Here is a 25879-nt window from a genome sequence, read left to right as displayed (position 1 = left end):
CGCGCTGGCAATCCGGTAATAGGCCGGATTGCCTTCCCATCGAGGTTCAATTATGGTTGTTCTTCTTGGCTACTGCCGCCTTATAACGGCTCTTAACCGTTGGGTGGCCACGGTTGTATCGGCTTTTGTCTTCATTATGGTGGCCGTCATCAGCTACGAAGTAGTGTCCCGCTATTTTTTCAATGCACCCACTACCTGGGCTATGGAGCTTGCGACACTATTATTTGGCCCTTACTTCTTACTGGCTGGCCCTTATATTCTACATACTGCTGGACACGTCAACGTTGACATACTTTACCGTAAACTGCCGTTTAAGTTGGCAGGCTTAGTAGACTGTCTAACATATGCGCTGATTGTTGTAGTAACGGTGATTTTTATAGATCAGAGCCTACCTATAGCGCTGAATGCCTACGCAAGTGGTGAAACTTCATTTACCTCTTGGAATCCCCCCGTCTGGCCGGTGAAAGCGCTTATTCCGATCGCTTTTTTATTGCTTCTCATGCAAGCGCTGGCTGAAATTATTTGGGCAGTTAAGCGTATTCAAGGTCAAGAGGTGAAAGCATGAGTTCTACTCTTGTCCTTTCAATGATGTTTGTCTCACTGTTGGTATTGTTGCTCAGCGGGATGCCTTTAGCATTTGTACTGGCATTTTTGGCAATTTTATTCACAGTCATACTGTGGGGAGCTGATGCACTAGTGCTGACCGTTCTCCAAACCTTTGATGCAATGACATCAGACATCTTGCTGGCTATCCCACTCTATGTGCTGATGGCAAGCGTGCTTCAGCGCTCAGGTATTATTGAAGCGTTATATCGTGCAATGGAGCTCTGGTTCCGACGTTTGCCGGGAGGATTGGCCGTCGGTACCGTGGCGATCTGTACGGTGATGGCGGCGATGACCGGCATTGTTGGGGCGGCTGTTGCGGCAATGGGCATCCTCGCATTGCCATCTATGCTACAGCGCGGTTATGACCAGCGATTAGCACTGGGCACAATCTGTGCAGGAGGTACATTAGGCATTCTGATTCCTCCCTCAATTATTACGATTGTATATGCTTCTACTGCCCAGATATCAGTTGGCAAAATGTTTGCTGCCGGTATTGTTCCAGGAATAATACTGGCAGGACTGTATATTTTTTATATTATTCTGAGAGCAATTATCCAGCCAAACCTAGCTCCTCGGCAGTCTGGAGAGCAGACAAACCTAGGGGAGATGTTGAGTTCTCTTAAAGCTCTGATACTACCAGTACTGATTGTTTTATCCGTGCTGGGTAGTATCTATGCAGGTATTGCCACGCCCACCGAGGCAGCAGCAGTGGGTGTTGTTGGGGCGTTGATTTCAGCGGCCTTTCAGAAGCAGCTGACATTTAAAAACTTATCTGCTGCATCTATGGATACCTTGCGTGTGACCACTATGATTATGTGGATCACGATTGGGGCGAAGATATTTGTATCCATCTTCACCGGCACTGGCGGGGCGGACTCGCTTCTACAATTCATTCAAGACCTTGAAATGAATCGCTGGTTAGTACTGCTTTCCATGATGCTGGTTTTAGTCTTCCTTGGGTTATTCCTGGATGAAATTGGCATCATCCTTTTATGTGTGCCTGTCTTCTTACCTATCATAAACGCCTTTCAATTTGATCCGGTCTGGTTCGGAGTGCTTTTCCTTATTACTGCTCAGATGGGTTATATCACCCCTCCTTTTGGCTACACGCTTTTTTACATAAAGGGAGTACTGCCACCTGATATTGGTATGGGAACTGTATACCGGGCCATCGTACCCTTCTTAGTTTTGCAGCTCATTGCATTAATTTTATTTATGCTTTTTCCCGAAATCGTTACTTGGCTGCCTGAACAACTTTCACAGAAAGTACGCTCTTAAAAAAGGAGATAAAAACAATGACTACAACGACTTCTCGTATTCCAGGGTTGCACAAAATGTCACCTGAAGAGCGGCTACAAAAGGTAGTGGAAGTCACTGGGTTGAGCGAGGATGTTGTCAGGCACCTGGGTAACACGGGCAACCTGGATTCAGCCACAGCCGACTCCATGATCGAGAATGTCATTGGCACCATGAACATTCCTTTGGGTGTGGCGACCAATATGCTGGTAGATGGGCATGATGTCCTAGTGCCCATGGCGACAGAGGAGTCTTCGGTGGTAGCTGCTGTCTGTAACGCAGCCCGTCAGTGCCGTTCAACCGGCGGTTTTAAGACAGACATGTCGAATTCTCACATGATTGCCCAGGTTCAGTTGCTGGGTGTTCCGAATCCTGAATTCGCTCGTTTGCAGATACTAGAGCATAAGTCGGACGTTCAGTTGATATGTGATGAAACAGATCCGGTCTTGCTTAAACACGGCGGCGGGTTCCGTGATATGGAGGTGCGTGTTCTGAAAGGACGCACTGGGCCAATGGTGGTCACCCATCTGATTGTCGATACTCGTGATGCAATGGGCGCTAACGCAGTGAATTCCATGGCGGAAGCCGTAGCCCCCCATATTGCAAAATGGACGGGAGGGAAGACCTATCTGCGTATTTTGTCCAACTTGGCGGATCGTCGGTTAGCGAGAGCACGGGCTACTTGGGCTTTGGACGAAATTGGTGGTGCAGAGGTTCGTGATGGCATATTGGCCGCCTATGACTTCGCCGATATTGACCCTTATCGCGCAGCCACGCATAACAAAGGCATCATGAATGGGGTAAGTGCTGTGGTACTGGCAACTGGAAATGATTGTCGGGCCGTAGAGGCGGGAGCCCATGCTTATGCTGCCCGTACAGGGCAGTACAGCTCATTAACACGATGGGAAGCCGATGCTGACGGAAACCTGACCGGCACTATTGAAATGCCTTTGGCGGTAGGCTTAATTGGTGGAGCCACGCGCTCTCACCCTACAGCGCGTATTGCGCTGGATATAATGAACATAACGACTGCCGAACGGCTTGCCTGCACTATTGCTGCAGTCGGTTTGGCTCAGAACTTCGCTGCACTCAAAGCACTAGCGACGACGGGCATCCAAAAGGGTCATATGGCACTCCATGCGAAAAATATTGCGGTCATGGCAGGTGCGGTTGGTGACGAGATTGAGAAAGTAGCCGACGCGTTGGTGAAGCTTGGTAAGGTAAGGGTCGATGTAGCAGAAGAAATTCTCAACGAGGTGCGACAGTAACGCCTTAGCCAGCTTATATAGAACTGACTAGTCGTCTAGCTAGATGTAACCACTACGGGCTGTTTCTGAACGTTGATCGTGGCATTCTATCTACAGCGCTAATCTACTCTTTAAGGTTAACGACCCCGATTTTTCTGTTTTAGAGACGACTATGCCATCACTTCATAATACCCAGTTCATGCTCGCCAACCTGGTCATCCCTGGCCGAGGTCAGCATGAGTGACTTGCAGCCAATATCAGCCGCGCTTGAGGCGCTACTGGCAGACGTCAGCGTAATAGGCGTCGAGAGTGTTCCGCTGGAAGCCGCTGCCGGGCGTGTGTTGGCCCAAGCCGTCACCGCACAGCTGGATGTACCACCCTTCGATAATAGCGCGATGGATGGCTACGCCTTGCGCGCTGCTGATGCGGGGCAGTGGCTGCCGGTGAGTCAACGCATTGCCGCCGGCACACAGGCGAAAGCGCTTGCGCCAGGAAGCTGCGCACGTATTTTTACCGGCGGTGAGATTCCTCCCGGTGCCGACTGCGTGGTGATGCAGGAGCGCGTACAAGTTGACGGTGATCGTGCGCTGATGCCTGCGGATATTCCCGCAGGTGATAATGTCCGCCGCCAAGGGCGTGACGTGCGCCAGGGCAGCGTACTGTTAGACGCTGGTGAGCGGCTCGAAGCAGCGGCCCTTGGCCACTTGGCAGGTCAGGGGATTACTCAGGTCAGCGTGCGCCGGCGCCCCTGTGTGGCGCTGCTTTCGACGGGCGATGAGATTATTGATCCGGGTACGCCACTAAAGCCGGGGCAGCTTTACAACTCAAACCGGCCGATGCTTAGGCGCCTGTTAGAGAACTTTGGCGCCGAGGTGGTGAGTACCGTTAGTGTTCCGGATGACTATGCCCGCACTGTGGCACTGTTAACGGCCGCCGCTGCTGAGGCAGACCTGGTGGTCACCACTGGCGGCGTCAGCGTCGGCGAAGAGGATCATGTCAAAGCTGCGCTGGAAGCGATTGGCCAGCTCGATATGTGGAAGCTGGCGATCCGCCCCGGTAAGCCGCTAGCACTGGGTCGTTTGCCTCGCGATGACGGCAGCCAGGTGCGGTTTGTCGGTTTGCCAGGCAATCCGGTCTCGGGGTTTGTTGGTGCCTGGTTGTTTTTGCGTCCCTTACTGGGCGCAATGCTTGGTTGTCCAGCGCTAACATCGCTGCCAGCGGTGACCGCGAAAGCGGGGTTTGCTACCTCCACCGGCCCACGTGAGCACTATATGCGTGTAACGCTTGAGTTCACGCCAAGCGGGGTGACGGCGACGGCCTTTGAGGATCAGAATTCCGGGGTGCTTTCATCCTGTATTAACGCCGATGCTTTTGCAGTGATTCCGGCCAATAGCGACATAGCCGAGGGCGATGCCATTAGCTGTTTGTGGTTGGCTGGCTAAGAGCAGGGGCTGAGAAAGCTAAGGATTAAGCTTGCGGGCATCCAGTAGCAGTACTAGCTGTTGCTGGACGAAGGTTAACCCGCATAGCGCCGTGGAAAATCGGCGGGAAAGCAGCAGTTTAGGCAGCGGGTAGAGGGTGTTGGCCGGCAGTTGCTGAAGCGTTATGTCACCGCTCACGCCCAGTTGCCAAGTGCTGTTGTTGTCGCTGGCTGCTTGAGCGTCGCGTAGGGTGAGCCAGCGGTTAGGTGGGGAGCCATGGTCACCACCTTCATAAAGCAACGTTTGAGCATTGGCAGTGCGCGGTGCCGTGGGGTGATCGGTCATGGCCAGCACATGGCGCGCTTCCAAGGCGGTACGGTAAGGCCCTACGCAAAACAGCACCAAGGCAACCTGGGCCTGTTCATGATGGCCGCGATGCAAGGGCACTTTAACCGAGCCCCTGCTGGTAGGCGTCGAAGAGCGCCTCTGGGTCAAGCAGGGCAAGCGCTTCTTGCTCATCTATCTGCCATAGCGCGCTGACATAAGGGCGCAACGTGCCGGAAAGCGTCTCTGGCGGCGCTTGCAGCATACTTTGAGTGACCTCGCACACATCATCAAGCTGTTCAATACGCACACCGCTAGTAATCCCTGCCGCGCTCACTAACAGAATCATCCCCTTACTGTTACCTTCCGGTGCAGGTAAACCGAGTAGTCGATGCAGGCTAATGACGGACTCGATTGTGCCCCGCAGGTGCAGCACACCTTCGGTAGAGGAAGGCAGTCCCGGCACGTAATAGACGGGTTGGTCGCTGGATAGAATTTCACTCACCGCGCTGCCGGGTAGTGCAAAAGGCTGGCCGTTGAGCCGGAAGAGCACTAGCTGTTGGGTAGGCTCATCAATATCTACCGCCGCCTCAGCATCGCCGTGTGCTGCTAATGCCTCGTCAAGGGTTTGGGTAGCGGGCGGCTGGTCATTTGCCTCGCCGTTGCGGGGAAATTCAGCGGTCATCGGCCAGCTCCGGCGATATCACTACCTGATTGCGACCTTGGTGTTTGGCGCGGTAGAGCGCTTGGTCGGCGCTTAAACGCAGCGGCTCGGTAGAAGGTTGTGAGGGGAAGCTGCTAATGCCTGCACTGAAGGTGCAGCGAAAGCGAACCTCACCGGTGTGAAAATCAATCAGTGCAAAATCCTCGCGCAGGCTATCGATCAATGTGGCGGCTTTCTCGGCATTAATGCCCTTTAGCAGCACAACAAACTCTTCTCCGCCGTAGCGGCCGATAATATCGGAGAGACGCAGGCGACTCTTTAATAGTCTTGCCAGGGTGATAATTACCTGGTCACCCGCCAAATGACCGTGGGTGTCGTTGACGTGCTTGAAGTGATCAATGTCGATCATCGCCATGGCGTGCTGGCTATTATCACGGTGCGCCTGAGCGAGGTTTTTATTGATCAGTTCAGTGGTGGTGCTGTGGTTATACAGCCCGGTCATGCTGTCGCGGGTCATTAATGAGCGCAGCAGACGCAGGCGTTCGGCGCGCAGTTGCACGGCAGAGACCAGCTCTTCGGGCTGAACGGGTTTGGTGAGAAAGGCTTCAACCCCCGCAGACATAGCGGATATCTGCTTTTGGCTGTCGGTTTCACTGGAGAGATAGATAATCGGTAGACCCAGGTGTTCCGGCTGCTGGCGAATAATCGATGCCAGCTCTTCCCCAGAACACACCGGCATATACACATCGACCAACAGTAAATCGGGGCTAAAGCGCTCCATTACCGTGAGCGCATCGGCGGGATGGTGAACCTGATGAGTCAGCATTCCGCTCTCTTCAAGCAACAGAGCGTGGTAAGCGGCTGCTTCGGGCTCATCATCCACCACTAGCACCTTGAGTGGCTCTTCTGCCGCCGGAGCGGTCAGTTCATCCACTGCCAGCATCAGATCCAGCGGTTTTACCGGTTTGGTAAAGTAGCCGCCGCAGCCTGCACGAACGGCACTCAGGCGCGAATGAAAGTCGCTGTGGGCCGACAAAACGATGGCAGGAAGCGGTTGGCCTGTCAGCTTGTTCAAGCTGGTCAGGGTTTCAGTGCCTGCCGTCTGGCCTTGGGGGAACTGCACATCCATGATGACCGCGTCAGGGCGACGAGTGAGCACAGCGTTAAAGAATGTGTCTGTATCGATAAACTGAACGACTTCGTGACCAAAGCAGCGTAGGTGATGGATTAATTGATCGACCTGCTCGGGCTCATCGTCGCACAGATAAATTAACCGCTGGCGCTTATTGCGCAGTGGCTCAACCTGGCTGGAAAGCTCGAAGCTGTTTACGGCCGCCAGCGCTTGCTGTTGACCCTGGTGGGAGCGCAGGTGCTGCTGCTCGTGACCCATCAGGAGAAGCAATTGACTGATAAACGTATCGATATCGGCGCGGGCGGGAGAGGTAGTGAGCGCCTCCTGCGCCTGATCCGCCAGCTGGGCAAGCCGCTCAAATCCCAGCGACCTCCCGGTTCCTTTCAAACTATGAAAGAAACGGTGCAGCTCTGGCGCGAGTCGCGCCTGTTCTTCGCTCGTCGTGCGACTCTGCTGCCACAGCTCGGCGGTTTGCGCTAAGCGGGACGGAAGCTGCTCAATAAAACGCTCACGCAGCTGGTTCAGCTTATCGTGCAGCGAAGGGGCGGGCTTAGACATCAAACTACCTACGTAAGTGAACGAAAGCGGCGATCCATTCCATCAGTGATCCATTCCCTCTAGCGATGGTTACTCATCAAGCGCCTGTTTTACTGCGGCTTCCAGGTTGGATGCCAGCTCGGCATCTTTACGCAAACAGGCATCCAGGCCTGGTGTTTGCTGAAGCGTTATGTCCGGCGTGTCTCCGGTGAGTAAAATAAACGGTAGGTGATTAGCCTGCTCGCGCAGCATCGCCAGCAGTGCTACCCCACTGATGAGGGGCATGTGCATATCGCTGATAATCAGCTTGATATCGCTGCGATTATCTAGCTGCTCAACGGCTTCCATCGCGTCAATGGCCAGCAGCGTCTCATGGCCCTGATGCTCAAGCAGTGCCGCCGTCATTTCCCCGGCAAGCGGATCGTCGTCTACGACCAGGATAGGCATTCCATGACCTCATGGTAGTTGTGTCTTTAATGGCTATGTCATTAACCGTCGTGTCAGTATCACTCGTGATTAACCCAGTAGGGCCTGGAGTGTCTCAACTAAATTGTTTTGGTCAAAGCTACCTTTGACGATATAAGCGTCAGCACCGACTTCAATACCGCGTCGCCGATCAGCCTCCTTTTCCCGCGAGGTGATAATAATAATTGGCCGATAACGATAAACCTCATTTTCGCGCAGTCGGGCAGTCAGCGCAAAGCCATCCATTACCGGCATTTCAACATCGGTAAGTACGGCATCAAACGGCTCTGCCAGTGCTTTGGCTAATCCGTCGCGACCATTTTCGGCCAGGGTAACGTGGTAGCCCCACGCTTCGAGTACATCTTTCTCTATTTCGCGGGTATTCAGTGAGTCGTCGACCACCAAAATGCGTTTCGCGAGAGCGGAGGATGCACGCTCTTCGTTAGCACGTTGGGCACTGTGTCGGGTGACTTCCAGTAAAGCGGGTACGTGGAGTAGGCTTACCAGCGCATTGCGTCCCATGGAAACCATGCCCGAGACCAGCGGTAAATAACGCAGATGTACGGGCAGTGGCTTGATGATCATATCGCGTTCATCAATCAGGGAGTCAATAATCAGAGCAAGCTTCTGGTGCCGCTGGTGGACGACCAGCAGTAGGGTGGTATCAGTACCGGACTCCGTCTCTGGTAGCTCAAGCAGTTGGGCTAGCGATACCACCGGCACAAATTCATTGCGTAAAATCAGCGTGCGCTGACCCGCAGCATCAATAAATGATTGTGATGAGCACTCTACCAACTCTGATACGTAAGGCGCCGTTACCCCTAGGTTGACGCCGCCGACGCTGACCAGCAGTACCCGCATCATCGCCAACGAGAGTGGCAGGCGCAGAGTAAAGCGGGTGCCGTTACCGCGTTCGCTGGCAAGCTGCAGGTCGCCGTTAAGCTCATCCACCACGGTGCGCTTGACCACATCCATGCCCACACCGCGGCCAGAAAAGTCGGTAATCATGCTCTTGGTAGAGAAGCCCGGCAGGAATATAAGCTCTAGCGTTTCCTGTTCGCTCAGTGCATGGAGCTGCTCTTCGCTCACCAACTGCTTGGCGAGCGCTTTTTGACGTACCGCTTCAAGCGAAATACCCGCGCCGTCGTCACGCATCTCTACCACCACCCAGCCAGCATCCTGCCAGGCTTCGATAATCAACTGCCCACGGGGAGGTTTACCCGCTACCTGGCGCTCGGCAGGCAGCTCTAAGCCGTGATCCAAGGCATTGCGCAGCAGGTGAATAAGCGGATCCGACAGGCGATCAATCATCTGGCGATCAAGTTCGATTTCGCTGCCTCGCACCCGGCAGTCGACCTGTTTGCCGAGTGACTGGGCCAATTCCCGGGACATATGCGCGAGTGGATCAAACACCACGCTTAGCGGCAGCATGCGCATTTGCAGTGCGCGGTCGTGTAGGTCGCTCATCAGCGAATCGTGGCTTAACACGCTATCTTTCAGCTCACGGTGAAAGGCGTGAAAAGGCCCCTGCTGTTCGGCAGGAGGTGTGATGCTTAGCTCACGGGCTTGGTCAACCAGGGTATGTAAATGATGATGGCCGGAAAGCACTTCGCCCATCAAACGAATAACATCGTCCAGTCGATCCAGGCGAACCCGCACAGTATCGCTGAGCCGCAGTTCGCTCTCCGCCACCAGCGCAGCGGAGGAAGGCGGTGTTGAGGAGGACGGTAGCGCAGGCACAGAGGATGGCGCCGCCTCAGCGGGAGTAATGGGCGGGGGTGGGGCCTGACCGAGGGCAGCCGCTTCCAGGGCGCTACATAGCGCCTCATCAGCCGCGGGTAGGTCGTCACCTGTCGCTCCTTCGGCGAGTCGACTGACTAAGTCAGCAAGACCGTCAACCGCCTGGCTGAGCAGGCTGGTCACCGTTGGCGTTGCGGTTAGGGTGCCGTCGCGCAGAGCGCTGAGCAGCTCTTCAGTGCTATGTGCCAGCGCCGTAATTGGCACCAGTTTAAGCATTCGCGACGAGCCTTTCAGCGTATGCGCTGCGCGGAACAGGTCGTTGATCTGTTCGCGATCAGCATGGCCCTGCTCCAGTGCGCTAATTCCTTCTCGCAAGCGGGGCAGGTGGTCGGCTGCCTCTTCCACAAAGCGTTGTATAAAGCGGCGAATATCCAGCGCCATAATTAACCCACTCCCTGGGTGGTACTGGTTGATGCCAGTGTTAGGTTCACCGCGTCTAAATAACGTTCGGCTAGAAAGCGCGCATCGCCTGGCGGTAGTGGTGGGGTGATGGTGTCTAGCCCTCCATCAGAGGTGGGCGCAGTGGTCAGCAAACGAACCACCGCAGCATAGCGCTGCTTGCGCTGTAATGGCTTGTCGGCCAGTTCGCCTTGGCGATAAAGTTCAGCTAAGTAGAAATGGGCCGGCCAACACTCCGGGGCGACGTAAATGGCCCGCTTAAAATGCTCGTAGGCGAGCTGGGGCCGCTGCTGCCAGCGGGCGACCAACCCGGCCAGCACCAGCGCATCGATCGACCACGGCTGTTGCTTAAGCAGCACCTCAAGCAGCGTAGCGGCGTCGTCAAACGCATTTTGGTTAAGCAACCGATGGGCGGTGTGCAGTTGGTGGCTAATGCTGTCCGTTGGCTCTTTTTCCGTTGCATGCTGACGTGGCGCCTGGGGTGTCACATCAGTGCAGTTGTCTAACGCTAGCTGTTTATTTGCGCTCTCAGCAACGCTAAGACTGTCTTCAGTAATACTGTCTTCAGCCATGTTGTCCATCGCAAGTAATGAGGGCTGAAGGGGCGTCTCTGGCACTATCGCGGGTTGCTCTGCATGGCGAAAGTAAAATACGCCCTGAGCTTCGGTCAATTCAAACACGCCGAGATCGTTACCCAGGGTTTCGGTGACGCCGCAGAGTAAAATGCCATTGGGGGCCAGCAACTGGCTAAGTTGCTGATGGATATGGCGCCGCGTCTGCTGGTCAAAGTAGATCGAGACATTGCGAAACAGAATTACATCAAAGGGGCCGACGGGGCTGTCTTCGTTGGCGTTTAACAGGTTAAACGGCCGAAAGGTTACCCATTGGCGCAGCGGTTCGTGAAGCTTGTAGCGCCCCTTGTGGGGGCTGAAGTAACGCTTTTTGAAGGCGGGGGAGAGGGCGCGAAACGCCATGCCGCCATAAACTGCCTGGCGTGCCTTGGCGAGAACTTGGTGATCCAGGTCGCCGCCGGTAAGAGTAAACAGCGCTTTGGCCCGCTCGCCAAAGCGCTCAAACAGCATCATCGCTACGCTATAGGGCTCCTCACCGGAAGAGCAGCCCGCGCTGAAGATAGAGAGCGGCGGCTGCTCTGTCGTTAGGCGTTGCGGTAAATAGGTGTTGACCAGCCAGTCCAGGGCGTCAGGTTCGCGAAAAAAATAGGTTTCGTTGACCGTTAACTGGCTGACAAATTGATCGAATAGCGCCGTGTCACAGCTTAATTGCGTGAGGAGCTGAGTGATGTCGGTTAGCCCCGTGGAGGCCTGTAAGCTGGCTACTGCTCGGAATAGCCGGGCTTCGGCCAAGCCATCTAGGTGTAAACCGCAGCGTTGATGCACCAGAGCTTTGAAGGGAGCAAACGCACTCATGCCAGAGGCTCCGGTCGGCTATCCATGCAGCCATGGACATCGCGTAGCAGCCGATCCGGAAGGCTGTCGAGCGGTAATTCATACTGTATGACGCCTGCTTTGACGGCTTCTTGATTCATGCCATAAATCACCGAGCTGGCTTCATCTTGCGCGAAGGTGGTTCCGCCTGCGCGATGTATCGCCCGCATGCCATTTACTCCATCGCGGCCCATGCCGGTCAAAATAATACCAATCGCATCGCTGCCGTAGACCTCCGCGACACTGTGCAGCAGCACATCGCAACAGGGGTGGTACAGGGAGCATTCAGGACTGGGTTGAAGCTGGAAGCGGTGGCGGGAGGATACGCATAAATCACGCTCGGAAGGTGATAGGTAAATATGTCCAGGGCGTAGCCGTTCGCCCTCTTGGCCCACGCTAACCGGCATAGTGCAAAGGGATGCCAGCCATTGCGCCATGCCATCAATAAATCCATGACTGATGTGCTGGGCGATCACAATGGGGGCTGGAAACCCGCTGGGTAGCCTCCGCAGCACCCGCACTAAAGCTTGCGGGCCACCGGTTGAGCAGGCGATCGCGACCACGTGCTGGAAGTTACGCGGCACCCCCCGTGGCGTTACAGCAAATGTCGCTATTGGAGGAGAGGGGGTGGGTGCTAAGCCGCGTCGACGTAGACGAGTGATGACCGCCACACCGGAAAGCAGGCGTACACGCTCCAGCAAGCGTTCGGCATCGGCTCCTTCCAGAGTGGGTTTAGGCATGACCTCCAACGCGCCTACCTCAAGGGCTTGATAGGCGGTTTGCGCATCGGAGCGGTCACTAACTACCAGAATGGGCACCCCTTTGCTGTACATGATCTCTTCGATCGCGGTCAAGCCGTCCATCACCGGCATGTTGAGATCCATGGTGATCAGATGCGGCGCAAGGCGCTTGGCCAGCTCCACCGCTTCGCGGCCATTCGCGGCTTCCCCCACGATCTCAATATCATCGTCCCGGCTGAGGATATCGCGTAGCACGTCGCGGGCTACTTGGCTGTCGTCGGCAATGACTACCCGAATTACACTCATCCGGTATCCTTATCAGCGATTTTTATTTGTTAGGGTGAACTCCTGCACCAGCGCGTTAAGCTCAGCCGACATATGGATCATGTCCTGGCTAATATCGGTAATACTGCGCACTGAGTGTGCGTTGCGAGAACTGGCCGTATCGATATCGCGTAGGGCCATCACCACCTGGCTGCTGGCGGTTTTTTGCTGCTGTGTGGAGAGCGATATCTGCTGGGCCGCGCTGCTGGTTTGACTCGCTGCCTTGAGCAGCGCCTCCAGATCCTGGGCGGTACTCATGCTTGCCTCAACGCCCTGCTCGATTGAGGAGGCACCTTTTTCAGAGGCCACCACCAAGCGATTAATCGCCGTCTGAATATCATCGGTATGCGCTTCAATCTCTTGGGTTGAGTCGGTCACGCTGTCAGCCAAGCGGCGTATCTCACTGGCGACAACCGAAAAGCGGCGGCCCGATTCCCCTGCGCTTGAAGCTTCCAAGGCGGCATTAAAAGCGATCAGCTTGGTCTGAGCGGCCAGGGTGTTGATCAGCTCCATAACCTTGTTGATCTGTTTGGATTTCGCCCCCAGTGTCATGATCTCTGTCAGGCTCTGTTCGCTGTCGCTACGGATATCCTGCATTTTTGACTGTAGCAGCTGCATGGCCGAACTGCCTTTCCGGCTGCGCTCCAGCGTCTGATTGGCAACGTCGACCACCGACTGAGAGTGATCGGCAATTTGGGTTGATGAGGTAGAGAGTTCTTCCATGGTGGAAGTTATTTCCGCTACCGAAGAGGCCATTTCCTCGACCGCTGCGGCCATGGTTTGGCTTGCTTCATGATCGATATCGCTACCGTGCACACCGGAAAGCCCGGCGGTTTTCGCCAGCCGGTCAGCGACTTGCGTTAGTGCCTGAGCGTTTTTGGCCACTGCCGCAATAGCGCGGGAGAGGCGCTCAAGGAGCTCGTTGGTTTGGTTGGCTAAGTCGCCAAGTTCGGCTTTGTCATCGGTGCTGACCCGCCGCGAAAGATCCAGGCTGTAGGTGATGTCTTTCAACTGGCGCTGGAAATCAATCAGCGGGCGGATGAGGCTGCCAGTCAGCGGGTAGAGTACCAGCAGCCCAACGAGCAGAATGAGCAGCCCTATACCGCTGGACTCCAGGAAGCGCTCGTGGGTGGACGCCAGGTACGCCTTTTTATCGACTTCCACCATTAGGTAGCGCTGCAGCTCGGGGAGCCAGATCGTGCTGACCAACACTTCTTGACCGTCACGGGTCGCTTCATGCACCTGTAGCTGCTCGTTTTGCAGCAAACGCTGCGACGCTTGCTCTGGTAAGGCCTCGGTGGCTGTTGCGACAGTAGGAGCTGATTCATCACTACGATTGGCTTCGCCGCTGCGAACAAGCAGCTCACCCTCGGCGCTGAGCAGCGAAGCGTGTCCGCTACCGCCTAAGCGAAAGTCATCAATCAAACTGGCCATTTGGGAGAGATCAAGCCCCGCACCGGCCACGACCAGCGGTCGACCGTTGGCGGCATTTACCGTGCTGCGATAATTGACGTACACAAAGGCATCGTCGGGTGAGAAGGTGTCGCTATCTAAATTTAGCTCGTAAGCGTTGTCGCTGTCAGTAAAGTGGTAGTACCAGTCATCTTCGCTGCCGGGGGGCTGGATAATGCGCTGCAGAAATTCACCGTTGCGCAGCTGGAAATAGTAGCCCCGACCCTGGTGTTGAGCGGCGATAAACAGCAGCTCGGTGTCTAACTGCTCCATAAGACGCGCTAGATACGCCGCAATGTCGTTTTGTCGCTCTTCCGGTAGGCCTTCGCGAACCCACTGCTCAATAAAGTAGCTATTGGCCAAGCTTTCGGAAATGGCAAGATCCTGGCTAAGGCTGAGGTTTATATGCGCTGCCAGCCCTTTGACCTGTGCCGGTAGCTCTTGATTAAGCAGGTTATCCAGCCGCGCTTGGCTGTGTGAACGCGCTTGAAGATAGAGCGCCAAAAGCATCGCGAATGCTAAGACTGTCCCAAAAGAGAGAAATAGACGAAGCCGTAAAGGTAGGGATTTCCAGCGCGCCATCATGTTCGCCGTTGCTCCAAAGTAGACGGTGGCCCTAACGACGCTGCTCAATAGCGCTCAGGGTTAGAAGTAGAGTGATACTTACCACTCTACTTAGGGTAGTGGCAACGATTTCAGCTTTTTTTGTGAGGACTGGCTAGCCTGTAATAAGTGTATTTTGGTACTTGCGCTTACACGATCGCGTGGGGCACAAAGCAGGAGGAGTCTTTGGTGATGCGACCAACGTCTTCACGAATGCCCATGCCGCAGGCGCGGTCGCCCACTACCCAACTGCCAATTAAGGCGTGGTTATTACCAAAGCGCGGCATCGGGTGGTAAGCCTGCCGAATCCATGGGCTGTCGGTATAGGGGCCGTCCACGGCCTCCCGCTGGCCAGTTGGAGTGATTAGCTCCACATTGCTGCCTTCCCGGGAGAAGAACGGTTTACGCACCCAGCCCGCAGGCAGTGGTGGGCTATTGGCATCCTCAAAAAACGCCGGTAGTAGATTGGGGTGGCCTTTAAAGTGTTCCCATAAAAGGGGCAGAATCCCCTTGTTGGAGAGAATGGCTTTCCAGGGCGGCTCAAACCAGTGGGTGTTTAGCTGTGGGATATATTCGCCAAACGCATCGTCGGCCATCTCTTCCCAGGGGTAGAGTTTGAACAGGGCGTGGATAGGCTGGTCATCAAGGTCAACAAAGTGCTCTGCCCCGGTTTGTAGGCCAATATCCTCGGTGTAGATAAAAGGCGCCTTGAGCCCCGCCTGCACCGCCACATCCTGCAGGTAGTGCACGGTGGCGCGCTCTTCAGCATTATCTTTGATGCAGGAGAAATAGAGTGTACGCGCTTCAATGCGATCGCCAAGGTGCGCCATGGCATTGATCAGGCGCTCTTGAATAGAGTTGTACTGATCCGCATGGCGCGGCAGGATGCCTTGCTGGATGGCTTGCTCAAGCCACACCCACTGAAAAAAGCCCGCTTCGTAGAGCGAGGTAGGGGTGTCGTAGTTGAGCTCCAGCAGTTTCGCCGGGCCATCGCCTGAATAGGCAAAATCCATTCGTCCGTAGAGGTGCGGTTGGCCCGACTTCCAGGAATTATGGATGCTGTCCCACATGTGTTCAGGCAACGCCAGACGCTGCATAAGCGCATTGGAGTGGCAAACCTTGTCCACCAGCTCCATGCACATCTCATGCACTTCCTCGGTAGGCGCTTCGATATCTCGCTCTACCTGCTCTAGGCTGAACTGGTAGTAGGCATCCTCTTTCCAGTAAGGCTCCCCGTCGATGGTATGAAAATGAAAGCCCAGCTCGTGGGCCAGGGCTTTCCACTCTTTCCTTTCAGGGATATCGATTCGCAGCATAGTAATGTTTGCCTGGGGGTTATGAGCCCCAGCCGCCGCGGGCAGAAGAGCGTGAGCCAAAGCCTCGGCGCTGAGACGCGGCTTGGCGGTTCTGAGCCACTGAGCTACGCATGGCATCGTTACGCTGAGTGACGCGCTGAGTCGCCTGGCTAGAGGCCGTGTTCCAGTTGCCCTGGTTCTGGCGATTGCGGTACACCGGCTCCTGATACACCCGCTCGAAGGAGCGTCCACGATTGGTGTTGGACATCATGCTGCCGACCATATAACCCATCATGGCAGGCATGAACCAGCTGCCGCCGGTGCTACCCGTAGCCGCTTGAGACTGCTCTTCGGTCGGCGCGGTACAAGCGCCTTCACCATTCTCCGCTTCGCACTCCTCCAGGGTGCTATAGCGCGGCACCTCTTTTAATGAGGCTTCGTAAGCATCTTCGCAGGCGCTACGGGTATAGACATTCTCCGCAACGCAATCTTCAACGCTTTGAAAGCTGCGCGGCTGGTCGAATTCTATATCGGTGATTTGCTCTTCCTGGGGCGGTTGACCACAGGCGGTAAGACCAAAGGCGCTGGCGCCCATCATCGCCAGTGACAAGCGCCCGCTGCGCTTGCGGCGCGGCAAATGAGGGGTACTATCGTGTTTTGACATGCAGGCTCTCCTTTACCACGTCGTCGTTACCAAGTCATCGAAGCGGCGTTGAGTAAGCCGACTGCCACGGCCACGCTGGCCATCAAAATGCCGTAGGCCTGGTGGCCTTCGGTAATGTGCTGGGACAGGCTTTCACCCTGCTTGCGCAGAAACAACTTAACGCCAAAGAAGGTGGCCAGTTGAACGATAAAGGCGACAATGCCCCAGAGCACAAAATCGATGAAGCTAATGGAGTTTGCCATCGCACTGTACAGCGGAATGGTGAAGCCTAAAATGGAGCCGCCATAGGCAGAAGCAGCGGCCGCATTACCTTCGCGAATCAGCGTCCACTCGTGGTGCGGGGTAATCCGGCTGTAGCAGTACATAAAGGCGGCGAGCAGGATAATCGCCGTGACTAGATAGGCGATAAATGATGGCAGGCCGTAGAGGTAATTCACCATGGTGGTTGCTTCCTTTTCAGTAGCTTAAAAATAGACTTGCGGGTCAAACAGCGTCGATATCGACGGAGGCCACATCTACCCCCACGTTGTGCACCGCCATAAAGCTGCCTTCGCCATCGCTTTCTGCGCTCAGCAGTAAGTACTCCATACGCTCAGCGCCTTCGATGGTACGCTCATAGAGCATGGCATGGTGGGTCACATGGCGCGCCGACACGCTCTCGGTGGTCATTACCTGCTCTTCGAAAACCACCGGCGGCGACCACAGGCTGTCACCATTCCCCCACACTCGCTGATAGGTGCAACTGCGCGCCTCCTCAGTGGTTGAGGTGAGCGCGATGGTTTGGGCGCCGATGCTGTCGGGCTGTTTATCTTCACCGTTTATCAAATGATCAAATTCGACATCCGAGAGATGGGCAACACGGTAAAAGTCGAACAGCTTATATTCAAGCACCTGACCGTTCTCAATATTGGCCTGCAGCCAGGTGTCGTTATCCAGATAGAAGCGCACCAGGTACGCTCCTTGGCCAATATCGACGTGCCCCACGGCAGCTATATGATGGTAGGCATCGTCGTTCCAGCGAAACAGTGCATCGGGGTGGGCGCGCAGGCCGATCAGCTTAATATTGACGCGCCCATCCAGGCGTAGGCCCTCAAGGTCTTCCTGGCTGATACTCATAGGCAGGCCAGCGGCCACCGGGCGGCCTTCGTTAGGCTCGGGTGGCTTCTCCGTAGTAGCGCGAAAAAGTGCCTTGAGGGTGTTAAACATGGCCTGGCTCCCTAATAAATTTAAACGCTGATTTGCTCTTAACGCTTATTCCTGTGCGGCGTTTTTCTTCGCTTTCAGGCGCGCTAACACGTCGTCTGCTTTGCGATTCTGGCCACCCACCCCGGCTGCTTTCAGGCGTGCTTCAAGCGAGCTGCCGCTCTCTTCTGCGGCCATGTCGTCAGCGGCTTGCATTTGCGCTGAATTAAGCTGCTGGCGCTCTTTGATGCGCTCCAGTGACTCCATGGCGCTGCTCATGGCGCTGTTCTGGCCTGAGTGGCGAGCCGCGACGGCAGATTGGGCTTTTTGTGCTGACTCAGTCGCCTTAACGACGCTCACCTGCTGCTTGAGTTGGCGAAGCTGATTGTCGGTGCCGCGAATCGCGCCGCGTAGTTTTTCGATGCTGGCGTCGTACTCGCTGACAATAGCGCGCTCCGCTTCCAGGTCATCCTGCAGCGCCACCATGCGTTCAGCCACTTCCACGGCTAGCGCTTCTTCACCTTTATCCAGCGCGGCCTCAGCGCTTTTTTCCAGTTCGGCGATTTTGCTTTCCAGGGCGTCAGCTTTATTGCTGTTTAGCTGGCGCTGGCCCATCAGGCGGGTGAGTTCGGTTTTAGATTGGCTCAGGTGATTTTCCGAGTCGCGGATTTCCTGGTCTAAAATGCGCAGTGCTTGGGAATCCACCACGGCTTGACCGGTTTCATTCGCTTTGCCACGCAGGGCAGTCATAATTTTGCTTAACATATAAGTGTCTCTTCTTTAAGAATATCTTTAAATAAAGCGCCACTGTTTCAGTGTGCATGTCAGTGGCGATGACCGATTAACTCTGTTTTCGATAACCCCTGTTAGGCTTAGGCAAAGTGCGTTTGAATCAGTTCGGCGACGTCCATGGCCGCGCTGGCCGTGGCGTGTAGCTCGGCACAAATCGATTCAAGCTTTGAGTCGCCAAACAGCTGTCCGTAAGCCACATAAAAGTCGTGACCGTCGATTTCGACAATGCCCACGGAAGCCAGCGGTAACGAAATGCCCTGGCGCAACAGCACTTCGTTGAGTTCAGCGGTATTGTTGACGCTATCAACGGCCACAATGGGCGCCATGGCGACCCACTCATTTTCGCTGCGCGAGAGGGTAATCGGCAAGTTGCCGTAGTCGTTAAGCTCCCAGATCAGGGTCTGATTCGTCTCATCCAGGCTGATCGTGCCCTCGGGCCACTCAAGGGGGGCCTCTGTAGCGTTGTTGGATGCCGGCTGGCGGACTAATTTATATAGCTCGCTGGCGGTGATGCCGTTGGTAACGGTAGGCGTAGTCAAGGCGATCTGCTCCATCGTTCGTTAAGTGACCTTACCTTAACATTTAGTAGAGCAAATGGTTCCTTTTCGCAAAAAAACGCCCCGCCTCTTTCCCTTATCGTGTCAGGTGAAAGAGTTGGGGCAAACATTTAGGGGTGGGTAACGCTTAGGAATGGCGACTAAGGCGTTTGGTAGGTGTCGTTGAACCGTTTGCGCAGTTCATTTTTCTGTACTTTGCCCATCGTATTGCGCGGCAGTTCATCGACAAAGAAGACCCGCTTGGGCTGCTTATACTTAGCTAGCCGACCATCTAAATGGGTGATTACTTTCTCCTCTTCAAGCTGGTTTTCTCCAAGATCAGCGCCTTGCTGGCGAACCACCACTGCGGTAACGCCCTCGCCAAAGTCAGGGTGCGGTAGACCGATCACTGCGGATTCGGCGACTTGATCAAGCTCGTCGATCACCTGCTCCACCTCTTTGGGGTAAACGTTGTAGCCGCCGGAAATCACCAGATCCTTGTCACGGCCAACAATATGCACATAGCCCTGCTCGTCGACCATGGCGAGATCGCCGGTAATAAAAAAGCCGTCGTCTAACAGCTCTTCGCGGGTCTTTTCGGGCATTCGCCAGTAGCCGATAAAGACATTCGGGCCGCGAATCTGCAGCATGCCAATCTCACCAAACGGCACCTCCGCGCCAGTTTCTCGGTTGGTAATGCGCATCTCCACACCGGGTAGTGGCATGCCCACAGTGCCTGCTCGGCGGGCACCGTCATAGGGGTTGGAGAGGTTCATATTGGTTTCAGTCATGCCGTAGCGCTCAAGAATCGCATGCCCCGTTTTGGCTTCAAATGCCTCGTGGGTCTCGGCGGTGAGCGGAGCGGAGCCGGAAACGAACAGCCGCATGTTGGCGGTAGCTTCTGGGGTCAGTCGTTCGTCCTGAACCAAGCGCGTATAGAAGGTAGGAACGCCCATCATCACAGTGCCACGGGGCAACTCTTCAAAAATGACATCGGCATCGAACTTAGGCAGGAAGAGCATGCTGGCGCCCGCCATCAAAGTGACGTTGCAGGCGACGAATAAGCCGTGGGTGTGGAAGATCGGCAGCGCATGAATCAGCCGGTCATCAGCGCTGAAGTGCCACGCTTTGGCCAGGGTCTTGGCGTTAGAGGCGAGGTTTTTGTGCGTTAGCATGGCGCCTTTGGAGCGCCCAGTGGTGCCTGAGGTATAGAGAATCGCGGCCAGGTCGCGTTCGCCAAGTGCCACGATGTCTTCTCTTGGTACTGCCGCTTGGGCGGTTTCCATCAGGCTACCATCGGCGGCGCCGCCCAGGGTGACCACCGCCGGACAGCCGGTTTCAGCAGCAAGCGACAGTGCTTGCTCTTCTATCTTGGGGCGACAAACGAACAGCGCGGGCTCGGCGTCATTTAAAAAGTAGCGAATCTCATCGCCGGTATAGCCCGTATTGAGGGGCAAATAGACGCCGCCGATGCGCAGGCAGGCCAGGTAAAGCAGTATCGCCTCAGGACTTTTATCCACCTGCACGGCAACGCGGTCGCCTTGCTTAACGCCTAGCTCGGTTAGTGCGCCGGCAAGCTGCGCACTGATGGTCAGCGCATCGGCGTAGCGATAGCGGCGGCCATCGCGGGTAGTAATAAAATCGGCCTCTGCGCGCTCGCGCATTTTGGCAGCAAAGGTTTCAAATAGGTTGTGGCTCATTTGGTGGTCTCTCCTTTGGCCAGCTTGCGAGCGCGTTTGGCGAGGTCGCGCACCTCATTCGAGCAAGCAACGGTCGCCTTGGCGGTATAGTTTTCGTGATTGCGCTCGATATCGTCCAGCACATACAGATAGTTAACCATCAGTCCTGCGGCTTGTTTAAAGCCCTTCTCGGAGATATCGCCCAACCAATTAATACGGTGGAGTTCAGCGCCGTTGCCGAGGTGAAAGCGGGCCACCGGGTTGAGCGGCAGGCCGTGGCGGTTCTTCTCTTCGACCAAGTAACGGGCGGCCAGTGGGCGAATCGCGGCTTTAAGCTGCTCTTCAAACGCTTTGTCCTGATGCCATCCTGGGGTTTCAAGCCCTTTGAGTGATTTACGCAGCGACGAGGGAAGCTGCTCATCCTCACGCTGCTCCTGCAGCCACTGGGCGAAGCCAGGCACCGGCGAGAGGGTGACGAAGTATTTAAGCTGCGGCAGCTCCTGGGAGAGCTCTTGCACCACCTGCTTGATCAAAAAATTACCGAAGGAGATGCCGCGCAGGCCGGTCTGGCAGTTGCTGATACCAAAGAATGCCGCAGTATCGGCATCCTCGGGCTCATCGATGGCTTTTTTAGTATGACGACTCTCTCCAGAACCCTCTCCAGAACTTTCCCCCGACAAGATGGGCTGTATACGGCTTGGCAAGCCCTTGTGGAGGGCCACTTCCACAAAGATCAGCGGCTCGTCGCCAATGGCGGGGTGGAAGAAGGCGAAACAGCGGCGATCGCGGGCATCCAGGCGCCGGCGCAGATCATCCCAATCCTGTATTTCGTGTACCGCTTCGTAGCGGATGATCTTCTCTAGAATCGAAGCGGGAGTGTTCCAGTCAATGCGCTTGAGCATCAAAAAACCGCGGTTGAACCAGGAGCCGAACAGATGGGCGAAATCGTCGTCGATGGGCGCTAATTCCGGCTGTTCGCGTAGTAGCCCCAGCAGGTCTTCACGCATTTTAACCAGCTCATAGGTGCCGTCGCTGGCCAGGTTTAAACGCCGAAAAAGCTCTTGGCGCCGGGGCTCGCAGGCTTCAAACAGGCGCTGTAGCGATTGGTTGTCGCGCACCTCTTGATACGCCAGATAGGCCGCGTCAATGGGGCCGGGCTCGGCCGCAAAGTCAGCCGTTAGACGGGCAAAAAAGCTGCTTTTTTCAGCTGCCGAAAGGCGCTGATAAATCGCCAAGGCGCGGCTTGCCAGCGCGATGCTGGAGGCTTCGCCATCGCTTTCCAACAGCTTGTGGCAGGCGTTAACCAACTGCCCATGGTCGGGCGTTAAAGTCTCGGGATGGCGCCGCCGCAACAGCGCATCACGCTGGGTGATGTTGTTGAACAGCTCCTGCAAAAACAGCATGTTCATGGTCGAACTCCTTAACCCATGATCAAGTTAGGTAGCCAAAGCGCGATGCCTGGGAAGAGACACAGCAGCAAGATACCCAGCACCATACATAGCGCGTAGGGCAAGCTTCCCATCAGAATGTCGCGCAGCGAAATATCCGGTGCGATACCTTTAATAATGAACAAATTGAGACCCACTGGCGGTGTGATCAGACCGATCTCCAGGTTGATGGTCAAAATCACCGCAAACCAGTAGGGGTCGAAATTAGCCGCCAGGATGATAGGTAACAGAATGGGCGCGGTCATCACGATCACGGCCACGGGGGGTAGGAAGAAACCGGCCACCAGCAGGAAGAGGTTAATCACCCCCATCAGCGCCCAGCGGTTGATCTCCAGATCAGCAATCGCGGCGGCGACGGTTTGGGTGATAAACATCGAGGAGAGCGCATAGGCGAACACTTCGGCGGTGGCGATCACCAGCATGATCATCACGCTTTCGCGCAGCGAGTCGCGCATAATCAGTTTTATTGGGCCCAACTGCCACATGCGGTAGATCAAAATAGCCAGCGCCAAACACAGAAATGCACCCACTCCCGCCGCCTCTGACGGTGTTGCCACCCCGCCGTACAAGGCAAACAGGATACCCGCGACCACGCCCAGGAAAGGCAGAACACGCACTAGCGCTTTCAGGTTGGTATCAACATTCTGCTTAACGTTCTGCTTTAGCCGTTCGACGGACTCCGCCATCGGGTTGTTATAGCCACCGGCCATCTTACAGGCGATCATCGTCCAGATCATAAACAGGCCTGCAAGCATAAAGCCTGGCACCACCCCGGCAATAAACAGTCGACCAATAGAGGTTTCGGTGGAGATGCCGTAGATAATCATGGTGACCGACGGCGGAATCAGGATGCCCAGGGTGCCACCCGCGGCAATACAGCCCGCCGCCACGCCATCCGGGTAGCCGCGCATGCGCATTTCGGGAATGCCCATTTTACCAATTGCCGCACAGGTGGCTGGTGACGATCCCGAGAGCGCAGCAAAGATAGAGCAGGCGCCGATATTGGAAACCGCCAAGCCGCCGGGCAGCTTGCCCATCCATAGATCCAGCGAGCGATACAGATCGCGCCCGGTGGGGGAGGAGGCCACCGCGGCGCCCATCAGAATAAACATCGGAATGGCGACAAAACCAAACTCGGCGATGCGGTCAAAAAAGGTTTCCCCGAAGTAGGTGAGCTCAGCAAGACCACGGTCGTAGATCAGCGCCAGCAGTGATACACCGCCCAGGGCGAAAGCGATAGGGGTGCCAATGGCCATCAGCGCAATCAGCGCGATGGCGACAATAATGCCTAAGGTAATGGGATCCATGCTTAGCTCTCCCCACGCAGAATTTCAGCTACATATTGCAGCGACAGCAGGGTGGCGCCGACGGCCATGGGCAGCAGGGCGGGCCACAGCGGTGGATTCCAGACGGAACCCGTCGTCCACTCACCGTGAAGTGCCTCAAAAACATAGACCCAGCTGGCATACGCCAGGGCGGCACAGAAACCTAATCCAAACAGCGAAGCGATCAAACGCATGATGGTGCGGGTAATACCACCCAGCGCATCGGGCACAATAGTGATAGCCACGTGCCCGCCGGTCATCAGTACATAAGGGCTACCCATCAACATCGCTGCCGTTACTGAAAAGATGGTGAATTCGGTCTGCCAACTGGTGCTCATTCCAAGCAAGTAACGAATAAATACCATCTGGCAAATCACTAATACGCCAGCGATAAACATGGCGCAGGCTAAATAGGCGGAAAGCCGCGAAAGCTTATCCATGACGCGAATGTAGCCGCCGATGATGCCCCCACGCGCCAGGGCATTGTGAGTCGTTGCAGGTGCCATATTTCCCTCGTCAAGCTGGTTATTTCGCCAAGCTAAGCAAGCATCAGTTGAAAACGGCCACCCCGAAGGGCAGCCGAGCCGTTAGGCGTTTATGGGTTGCTTACTCGACGGCCAGCGCTGCATCGATAATGGCCTGGCCATTGGGAACATTGTCGGCAAAGTTTTTGTAGGAGGTTTCCTTGGCGATATCGAGCCAGGCGTTGTAGTCGTCTTCGCTCATGCTGACCACCTCAACGCCGTTCTCCTCGTAAAGATCGACCATTTCCTGATCAATGGCGGCGGCCTCTTCAGCAAAGAAGGCTTCTGCGGCTTCACCGGCTTCTATCAGCGCTGCTTGCTGTTCCTCGTTAAGCTCTTGCCATACCTGCTCAGAAATAAGAATGGGTTCGTACATGTACCAGAGCGCGAAGTCACCCGGCTCGGTCAAGCATTCAACCTGTTCATAAAGCCGGAAAGAGATAAACGACATCGACGAGGTATTGGCGGCATCCAGCACACCTGTTTGCATGGCGGTATACACCTCGGAAGAGGGCATGGAGGCAATGGAGGCGCCAGCGGCCTCAAGCATTTGTTCAAATGCAGGTCCGGCAGCACGGAAATTTTGGCCCTCGACGGTATCCGGGGAGGTAACGCACTGTTCGCTAGATGCAAAGCCACCGGATAACCAGGCATCTGCAAGTACTCGAGCGCCGCCTTCGCGAATGACTTCTTTAATCATGTCCATATATTCAGAGTCATTCAGGCGTTGGGCATGTGCCTGATTACGCACTAAGCCCGGCATCAACGTAGCCGAAAATTCCGGATGCCGACCACTAGCGTAGTCCAGCGGTAGAGAGGTGATATCGAGGCGACCACGAGCGATAGCGCCCCACTGTTCACGCGCTTTGAACAGCGATTGGCCCGGATAAACTTCTATGGTCAGCCCTACATCCGCATCGGCTACTTTGCGGGCCATCATTTGCACCATTTCGTCGCGAACGTCTCCCTGCCCCCCGGGGAATTGATGCGACGCGCGTAGCACGGTATCGGCTGAGGCGTGGGAAGCGGCAATGGCGAGACCGAGAGCGGCAGCAGTTGAGATCAAATAGCGTTGCATGAGGCGTCTCCAACAGTTGTTGTTGTGTGTTTGGATGGGCTATATGTATCTATCAGTCGAGCTGATATATATATCAATAGGCGCTATGTATGCTAATGTCAACTGTATGACAGCATTAAAACGGCTAAGAAGAGCCGCGATCCAAGGAGGTAAAAGATGACCGGCACCAAGCGATCCAATGCTCAACGATTAAGAGATTCTCTTGAGGATGACATCATCAATGGCCGCCGTTTACCGGGAGAGCGCCTGGATCCAGAGGCCTTGGGGCGCGAGTTTCAGGTTTCGCGAACGCCTGTGCGCGAAGCCTTTCAACAGTTGGTCGCCAGCGGCTTGGTCACCGTTTCCCCGAAGAAGGGCACCTTCGTTGCGAAAGTGGGGATTGATCAACTGATCGAGATGTTCGAGGTGATGGCGGAGCTTGAAGGCATGTGCGGCCGCCTGGCGGCACGCCGGATTACCGAACCAGAGCTGGCCGCGTTACGCGAAGCGCATCAGCGCTGCGAAGCAGCGGCCCTAGCCGGCGACAGCGACGAGTATTACTACGAAAACGAAGGCTTTCACGACTGTATCTACACCGCTAGCCACAACACTTTTTTGGCCAGCGAAGCGCGCCAACTTAAACAACGTTTAAAGCCTTACCGGCGCTTGCAGCTCCAAGTGCGCCAGCGGGTCAATAATTCCCTCAGCGAGCACCAAACCATCGTCGAGGCTATTGAGCGGGGTGACTCTGTGGCGGCTCAGCAAGCACTGAGCGACCATGTATTGATTCAAGGCGAGCGCTTTAGCGATTTCGTTTCCAGTGTACGCAGGATGGAGTCACCGTTAGAGAGAACGGGCTGATTTGGGTTGCTAACCAGCCTCGGCAGTAGCTCTCCTGCTTGCGGAAGGGCTAGCCAACTTT

The 25879-nt window shown here is 55.4% G+C and carries 24 protein-coding genes; 5 read left to right on the top strand and 19 right to left on the bottom strand.

The window, feature by feature from the left end; translation table 11 throughout:
- Window positions 1–52: 52 nt before the first annotated feature.
- The 4 genes from HALTITAN_RS00170 to HALTITAN_RS00155 all read left to right on the top strand — a co-directional run bounded on the left by HALTITAN_RS00170 (window position 53) and on the right by HALTITAN_RS00155 (window position 4591).
- Complete coding sequence (locus HALTITAN_RS00170; RefSeq protein WP_039857284.1) at window positions 53–565, top strand: TRAP transporter small permease subunit; 513 nt, start codon at window positions 53–55, stop codon at window positions 563–565.
- Window positions 562–1884, top strand: coding sequence for a TRAP transporter large permease (locus HALTITAN_RS00165; RefSeq protein WP_009285872.1), 1323 nt, complete (start codon window positions 562–564; stop codon window positions 1882–1884). Before HALTITAN_RS00170 ends, HALTITAN_RS00165 begins: the two co-directional genes overlap by 4 nt.
- 8 nt (window positions 1885–1892) lie before the next feature.
- The gene (locus HALTITAN_RS00160; RefSeq protein ID WP_268871410.1) at window positions 1893–3170 is read left to right on the top strand and encodes a hydroxymethylglutaryl-CoA reductase, degradative; all 1278 of its coding nucleotides are present in this window, start codon (window positions 1893–1895) and stop codon (window positions 3168–3170) included.
- Window positions 3171–3385: 215 nt separating this feature from the next.
- Complete coding sequence (locus HALTITAN_RS00155) at window positions 3386–4591, top strand: molybdopterin molybdotransferase MoeA (RefSeq protein WP_039857282.1); 1206 nt, start codon at window positions 3386–3388, stop codon at window positions 4589–4591.
- Between the two features lie 18 nt (window positions 4592–4609).
- Here the strand turns inward: HALTITAN_RS00155 and HALTITAN_RS00150 are convergent, their stop codons facing one another.
- From HALTITAN_RS00150 to dctP, 19 genes are all read right to left on the bottom strand, one after another.
- The gene (locus HALTITAN_RS00150) at window positions 4610–5017 is read right to left on the bottom strand and encodes a hypothetical protein (protein ID WP_027957015.1); all 408 of its coding nucleotides are present in this window, start codon (window positions 5015–5017) and stop codon (window positions 4610–4612) included.
- A 1-nt stretch (window position 5018) separates the two neighbouring features.
- Window positions 5019–5579: a chemotaxis protein CheW gene (locus tag HALTITAN_RS00145; RefSeq protein ID WP_009285870.1), complete on the bottom strand. Its 561-nt coding sequence runs from the start codon at window positions 5577–5579 to the stop codon at window positions 5019–5021.
- Window positions 5569–7248: a diguanylate cyclase gene (locus tag HALTITAN_RS00140; protein WP_039857280.1), complete on the bottom strand. Its 1680-nt coding sequence runs from the start codon at window positions 7246–7248 to the stop codon at window positions 5569–5571. Before HALTITAN_RS00140 ends, HALTITAN_RS00145 begins: the two co-directional genes overlap by 11 nt.
- A gap of 69 nt (window positions 7249–7317) precedes the next feature.
- The gene (locus tag HALTITAN_RS00135) at window positions 7318–7674 is read right to left on the bottom strand and encodes a response regulator (RefSeq protein WP_027957013.1); all 357 of its coding nucleotides are present in this window, start codon (window positions 7672–7674) and stop codon (window positions 7318–7320) included.
- A 69-nt stretch (window positions 7675–7743) separates the two neighbouring features.
- The gene (locus HALTITAN_RS00130; RefSeq protein ID WP_009285868.1) at window positions 7744–9873 is read right to left on the bottom strand and encodes a hybrid sensor histidine kinase/response regulator; all 2130 of its coding nucleotides are present in this window, start codon (window positions 9871–9873) and stop codon (window positions 7744–7746) included.
- Window positions 9874–9875: 2 nt separating this feature from the next.
- Entirely contained in the window at window positions 9876–11318 is a 1443-nt protein-coding gene (locus HALTITAN_RS00125) for a CheR family methyltransferase (protein WP_009285867.1), read from the bottom strand.
- On the bottom strand, window positions 11315–12382 hold the full coding sequence (gene cheB, locus HALTITAN_RS00120) for a chemotaxis-specific protein-glutamate methyltransferase CheB (protein ID WP_009285866.1): 1068 nt from the start codon (window positions 12380–12382) through the stop codon (window positions 11315–11317). The genes HALTITAN_RS00125 and cheB overlap by 4 nt, the downstream gene beginning before the upstream one ends.
- A 12-nt stretch (window positions 12383–12394) precedes the next feature.
- Window positions 12395–14437 carry a methyl-accepting chemotaxis protein gene (locus tag HALTITAN_RS00115; RefSeq protein ID WP_039857278.1) on the bottom strand — a complete coding sequence of 681 codons (2043 nt, stop codon included), beginning with the start codon at window positions 14435–14437 and terminating at the stop codon, window positions 12395–12397.
- A 167-nt stretch (window positions 14438–14604) separates the two neighbouring features.
- Window positions 14605–15771 (bottom strand): glutathionylspermidine synthase family protein, encoded by a 1167-nt coding sequence (locus HALTITAN_RS00110; RefSeq protein ID WP_039857276.1) that lies wholly within the window; start codon window positions 15769–15771, stop codon window positions 14605–14607.
- A gap of 19 nt (window positions 15772–15790) precedes the next feature.
- Window positions 15791–16414 carry a DUF1190 domain-containing protein gene (locus HALTITAN_RS00105; RefSeq protein ID WP_027957008.1) on the bottom strand — a complete coding sequence of 208 codons (624 nt, stop codon included), beginning with the start codon at window positions 16412–16414 and terminating at the stop codon, window positions 15791–15793.
- Between the two features lie 26 nt (window positions 16415–16440).
- Window positions 16441–16854, bottom strand: coding sequence for a DUF350 domain-containing protein (locus HALTITAN_RS00100; RefSeq protein ID WP_022521852.1), 414 nt, complete (start codon window positions 16852–16854; stop codon window positions 16441–16443).
- Between the two features lie 43 nt (window positions 16855–16897).
- On the bottom strand, window positions 16898–17620 hold the full coding sequence (locus HALTITAN_RS00095) for a DUF2491 family protein (protein WP_009285864.1): 723 nt from the start codon (window positions 17618–17620) through the stop codon (window positions 16898–16900).
- 45 nt (window positions 17621–17665) lie between these two features.
- The gene (locus tag HALTITAN_RS00090; protein ID WP_009285863.1) at window positions 17666–18361 is read right to left on the bottom strand and encodes a PspA/IM30 family protein; all 696 of its coding nucleotides are present in this window, start codon (window positions 18359–18361) and stop codon (window positions 17666–17668) included.
- Window positions 18362–18468: 107 nt separating this feature from the next.
- Window positions 18469–18927 (bottom strand): DUF2170 family protein, encoded by a 459-nt coding sequence (locus HALTITAN_RS00085; protein ID WP_230803468.1) that lies wholly within the window; start codon window positions 18925–18927, stop codon window positions 18469–18471.
- A gap of 158 nt (window positions 18928–19085) precedes the next feature.
- Entirely contained in the window at window positions 19086–20624 is a 1539-nt protein-coding gene (locus HALTITAN_RS00080; RefSeq protein ID WP_009285862.1) for a malonate--CoA ligase, read from the bottom strand.
- Window positions 20621–22012, bottom strand: coding sequence for a malonyl-CoA decarboxylase (locus HALTITAN_RS00075; RefSeq protein ID WP_009285861.1), 1392 nt, complete (start codon window positions 22010–22012; stop codon window positions 20621–20623). The genes HALTITAN_RS00080 and HALTITAN_RS00075 overlap by 4 nt, the downstream gene beginning before the upstream one ends.
- A gap of 11 nt (window positions 22013–22023) precedes the next feature.
- Window positions 22024–23358: a TRAP transporter large permease gene (locus tag HALTITAN_RS00070; RefSeq protein WP_009285860.1), complete on the bottom strand. Its 1335-nt coding sequence runs from the start codon at window positions 23356–23358 to the stop codon at window positions 22024–22026.
- A gap of 2 nt (window positions 23359–23360) precedes the next feature.
- Complete coding sequence (locus HALTITAN_RS00065) at window positions 23361–23882, bottom strand: TRAP transporter small permease subunit (RefSeq protein WP_027957005.1); 522 nt, start codon at window positions 23880–23882, stop codon at window positions 23361–23363.
- Window positions 23883–23982: 100 nt separating this feature from the next.
- The gene (dctP, locus tag HALTITAN_RS00060) at window positions 23983–24978 is read right to left on the bottom strand and encodes a TRAP transporter substrate-binding protein DctP (protein ID WP_009285859.1); all 996 of its coding nucleotides are present in this window, start codon (window positions 24976–24978) and stop codon (window positions 23983–23985) included.
- Window positions 24979–25134: 156 nt separating this feature from the next.
- Here dctP and HALTITAN_RS00055 point away from each other — a divergent pair, with 156 nt between their 5' ends.
- Window positions 25135–25818, top strand: a complete 684-nt coding sequence (locus tag HALTITAN_RS00055; protein WP_039857271.1) for a GntR family transcriptional regulator — start codon at window positions 25135–25137, stop codon at window positions 25816–25818.
- Window positions 25819–25879: the final 61 nt, after the last annotated feature.

The sequence above is a fragment of the Vreelandella titanicae BH1 genome (assembly GCF_000336575.1).
Lineage (GTDB): Bacteria > Pseudomonadota > Gammaproteobacteria > Pseudomonadales > Halomonadaceae > Vreelandella > Vreelandella titanicae.
The sequence above is the reverse complement of the archived record's forward strand: the minus strand, read 5'-3'. Positions and strand labels throughout refer to the sequence as shown.

Coding starts and splice junctions, on each gene's coding strand:
- HALTITAN_RS00070 (WP_009285860.1), bottom strand. CDS start 23,358: ATGGATCCCATTACCTTAGGCATTATTGTCGCCATCGCGCTGATTGCG.
- HALTITAN_RS00130 (WP_009285868.1), bottom strand. CDS start 9,873: ATGGCGCTGGATATTCGCCGCTTTATACAACGCTTTGTGGAAGAGGCA.
- HALTITAN_RS00145 (WP_009285870.1), bottom strand. CDS start 5,579: ATGACCGCTGAATTTCCCCGCAACGGCGAGGCAAATGACCAGCCGCCC.
- HALTITAN_RS00165 (WP_009285872.1), top strand. CDS start 562: ATGAGTTCTACTCTTGTCCTTTCAATGATGTTTGTCTCACTGTTGGTA.
- HALTITAN_RS00135 (WP_027957013.1), bottom strand. CDS start 7,674: ATGCCTATCCTGGTCGTAGACGACGATCCGCTTGCCGGGGAAATGACG.
- HALTITAN_RS00080 (WP_009285862.1), bottom strand. CDS start 20,624: ATGAGCCACAACCTATTTGAAACCTTTGCTGCCAAAATGCGCGAGCGC.
- cheB (WP_009285866.1), bottom strand. CDS start 12,382: ATGAGTGTAATTCGGGTAGTCATTGCCGACGACAGCCAAGTAGCCCGC.
- HALTITAN_RS00055 (WP_039857271.1), top strand. CDS start 25,135: ATGACCGGCACCAAGCGATCCAATGCTCAACGATTAAGAGATTCTCTT.
- HALTITAN_RS00065 (WP_027957005.1), bottom strand. CDS start 23,882: ATGGCACCTGCAACGACTCACAATGCCCTGGCGCGTGGGGGCATCATC.
- HALTITAN_RS00125 (WP_009285867.1), bottom strand. CDS start 11,318: ATGAGTGCGTTTGCTCCCTTCAAAGCTCTGGTGCATCAACGCTGCGGT.
- HALTITAN_RS00095 (WP_009285864.1), bottom strand. CDS start 17,620: ATGTTTAACACCCTCAAGGCACTTTTTCGCGCTACTACGGAGAAGCCA.
- HALTITAN_RS00075 (WP_009285861.1), bottom strand. CDS start 22,012: ATGAACATGCTGTTTTTGCAGGAGCTGTTCAACAACATCACCCAGCGT.
- HALTITAN_RS00110 (WP_039857276.1), bottom strand. CDS start 15,771: ATGCTGCGAATCGATATCCCTGAAAGGAAAGAGTGGAAAGCCCTGGCC.
- dctP (WP_009285859.1), bottom strand. CDS start 24,978: ATGCAACGCTATTTGATCTCAACTGCTGCCGCTCTCGGTCTCGCCATT.
- HALTITAN_RS00100 (WP_022521852.1), bottom strand. CDS start 16,854: ATGGTGAATTACCTCTACGGCCTGCCATCATTTATCGCCTATCTAGTC.
- HALTITAN_RS00155 (WP_039857282.1), top strand. CDS start 3,386: ATGAGTGACTTGCAGCCAATATCAGCCGCGCTTGAGGCGCTACTGGCA.
- HALTITAN_RS00090 (WP_009285863.1), bottom strand. CDS start 18,361: ATGTTAAGCAAAATTATGACTGCCCTGCGTGGCAAAGCGAATGAAACC.
- HALTITAN_RS00115 (WP_039857278.1), bottom strand. CDS start 14,437: ATGATGGCGCGCTGGAAATCCCTACCTTTACGGCTTCGTCTATTTCTC.
- HALTITAN_RS00170 (WP_039857284.1), top strand. CDS start 53: ATGGTTGTTCTTCTTGGCTACTGCCGCCTTATAACGGCTCTTAACCGT.
- HALTITAN_RS00140 (WP_039857280.1), bottom strand. CDS start 7,248: ATGTCTAAGCCCGCCCCTTCGCTGCACGATAAGCTGAACCAGCTGCGT.
- HALTITAN_RS00105 (WP_027957008.1), bottom strand. CDS start 16,414: ATGTCAAAACACGATAGTACCCCTCATTTGCCGCGCCGCAAGCGCAGC.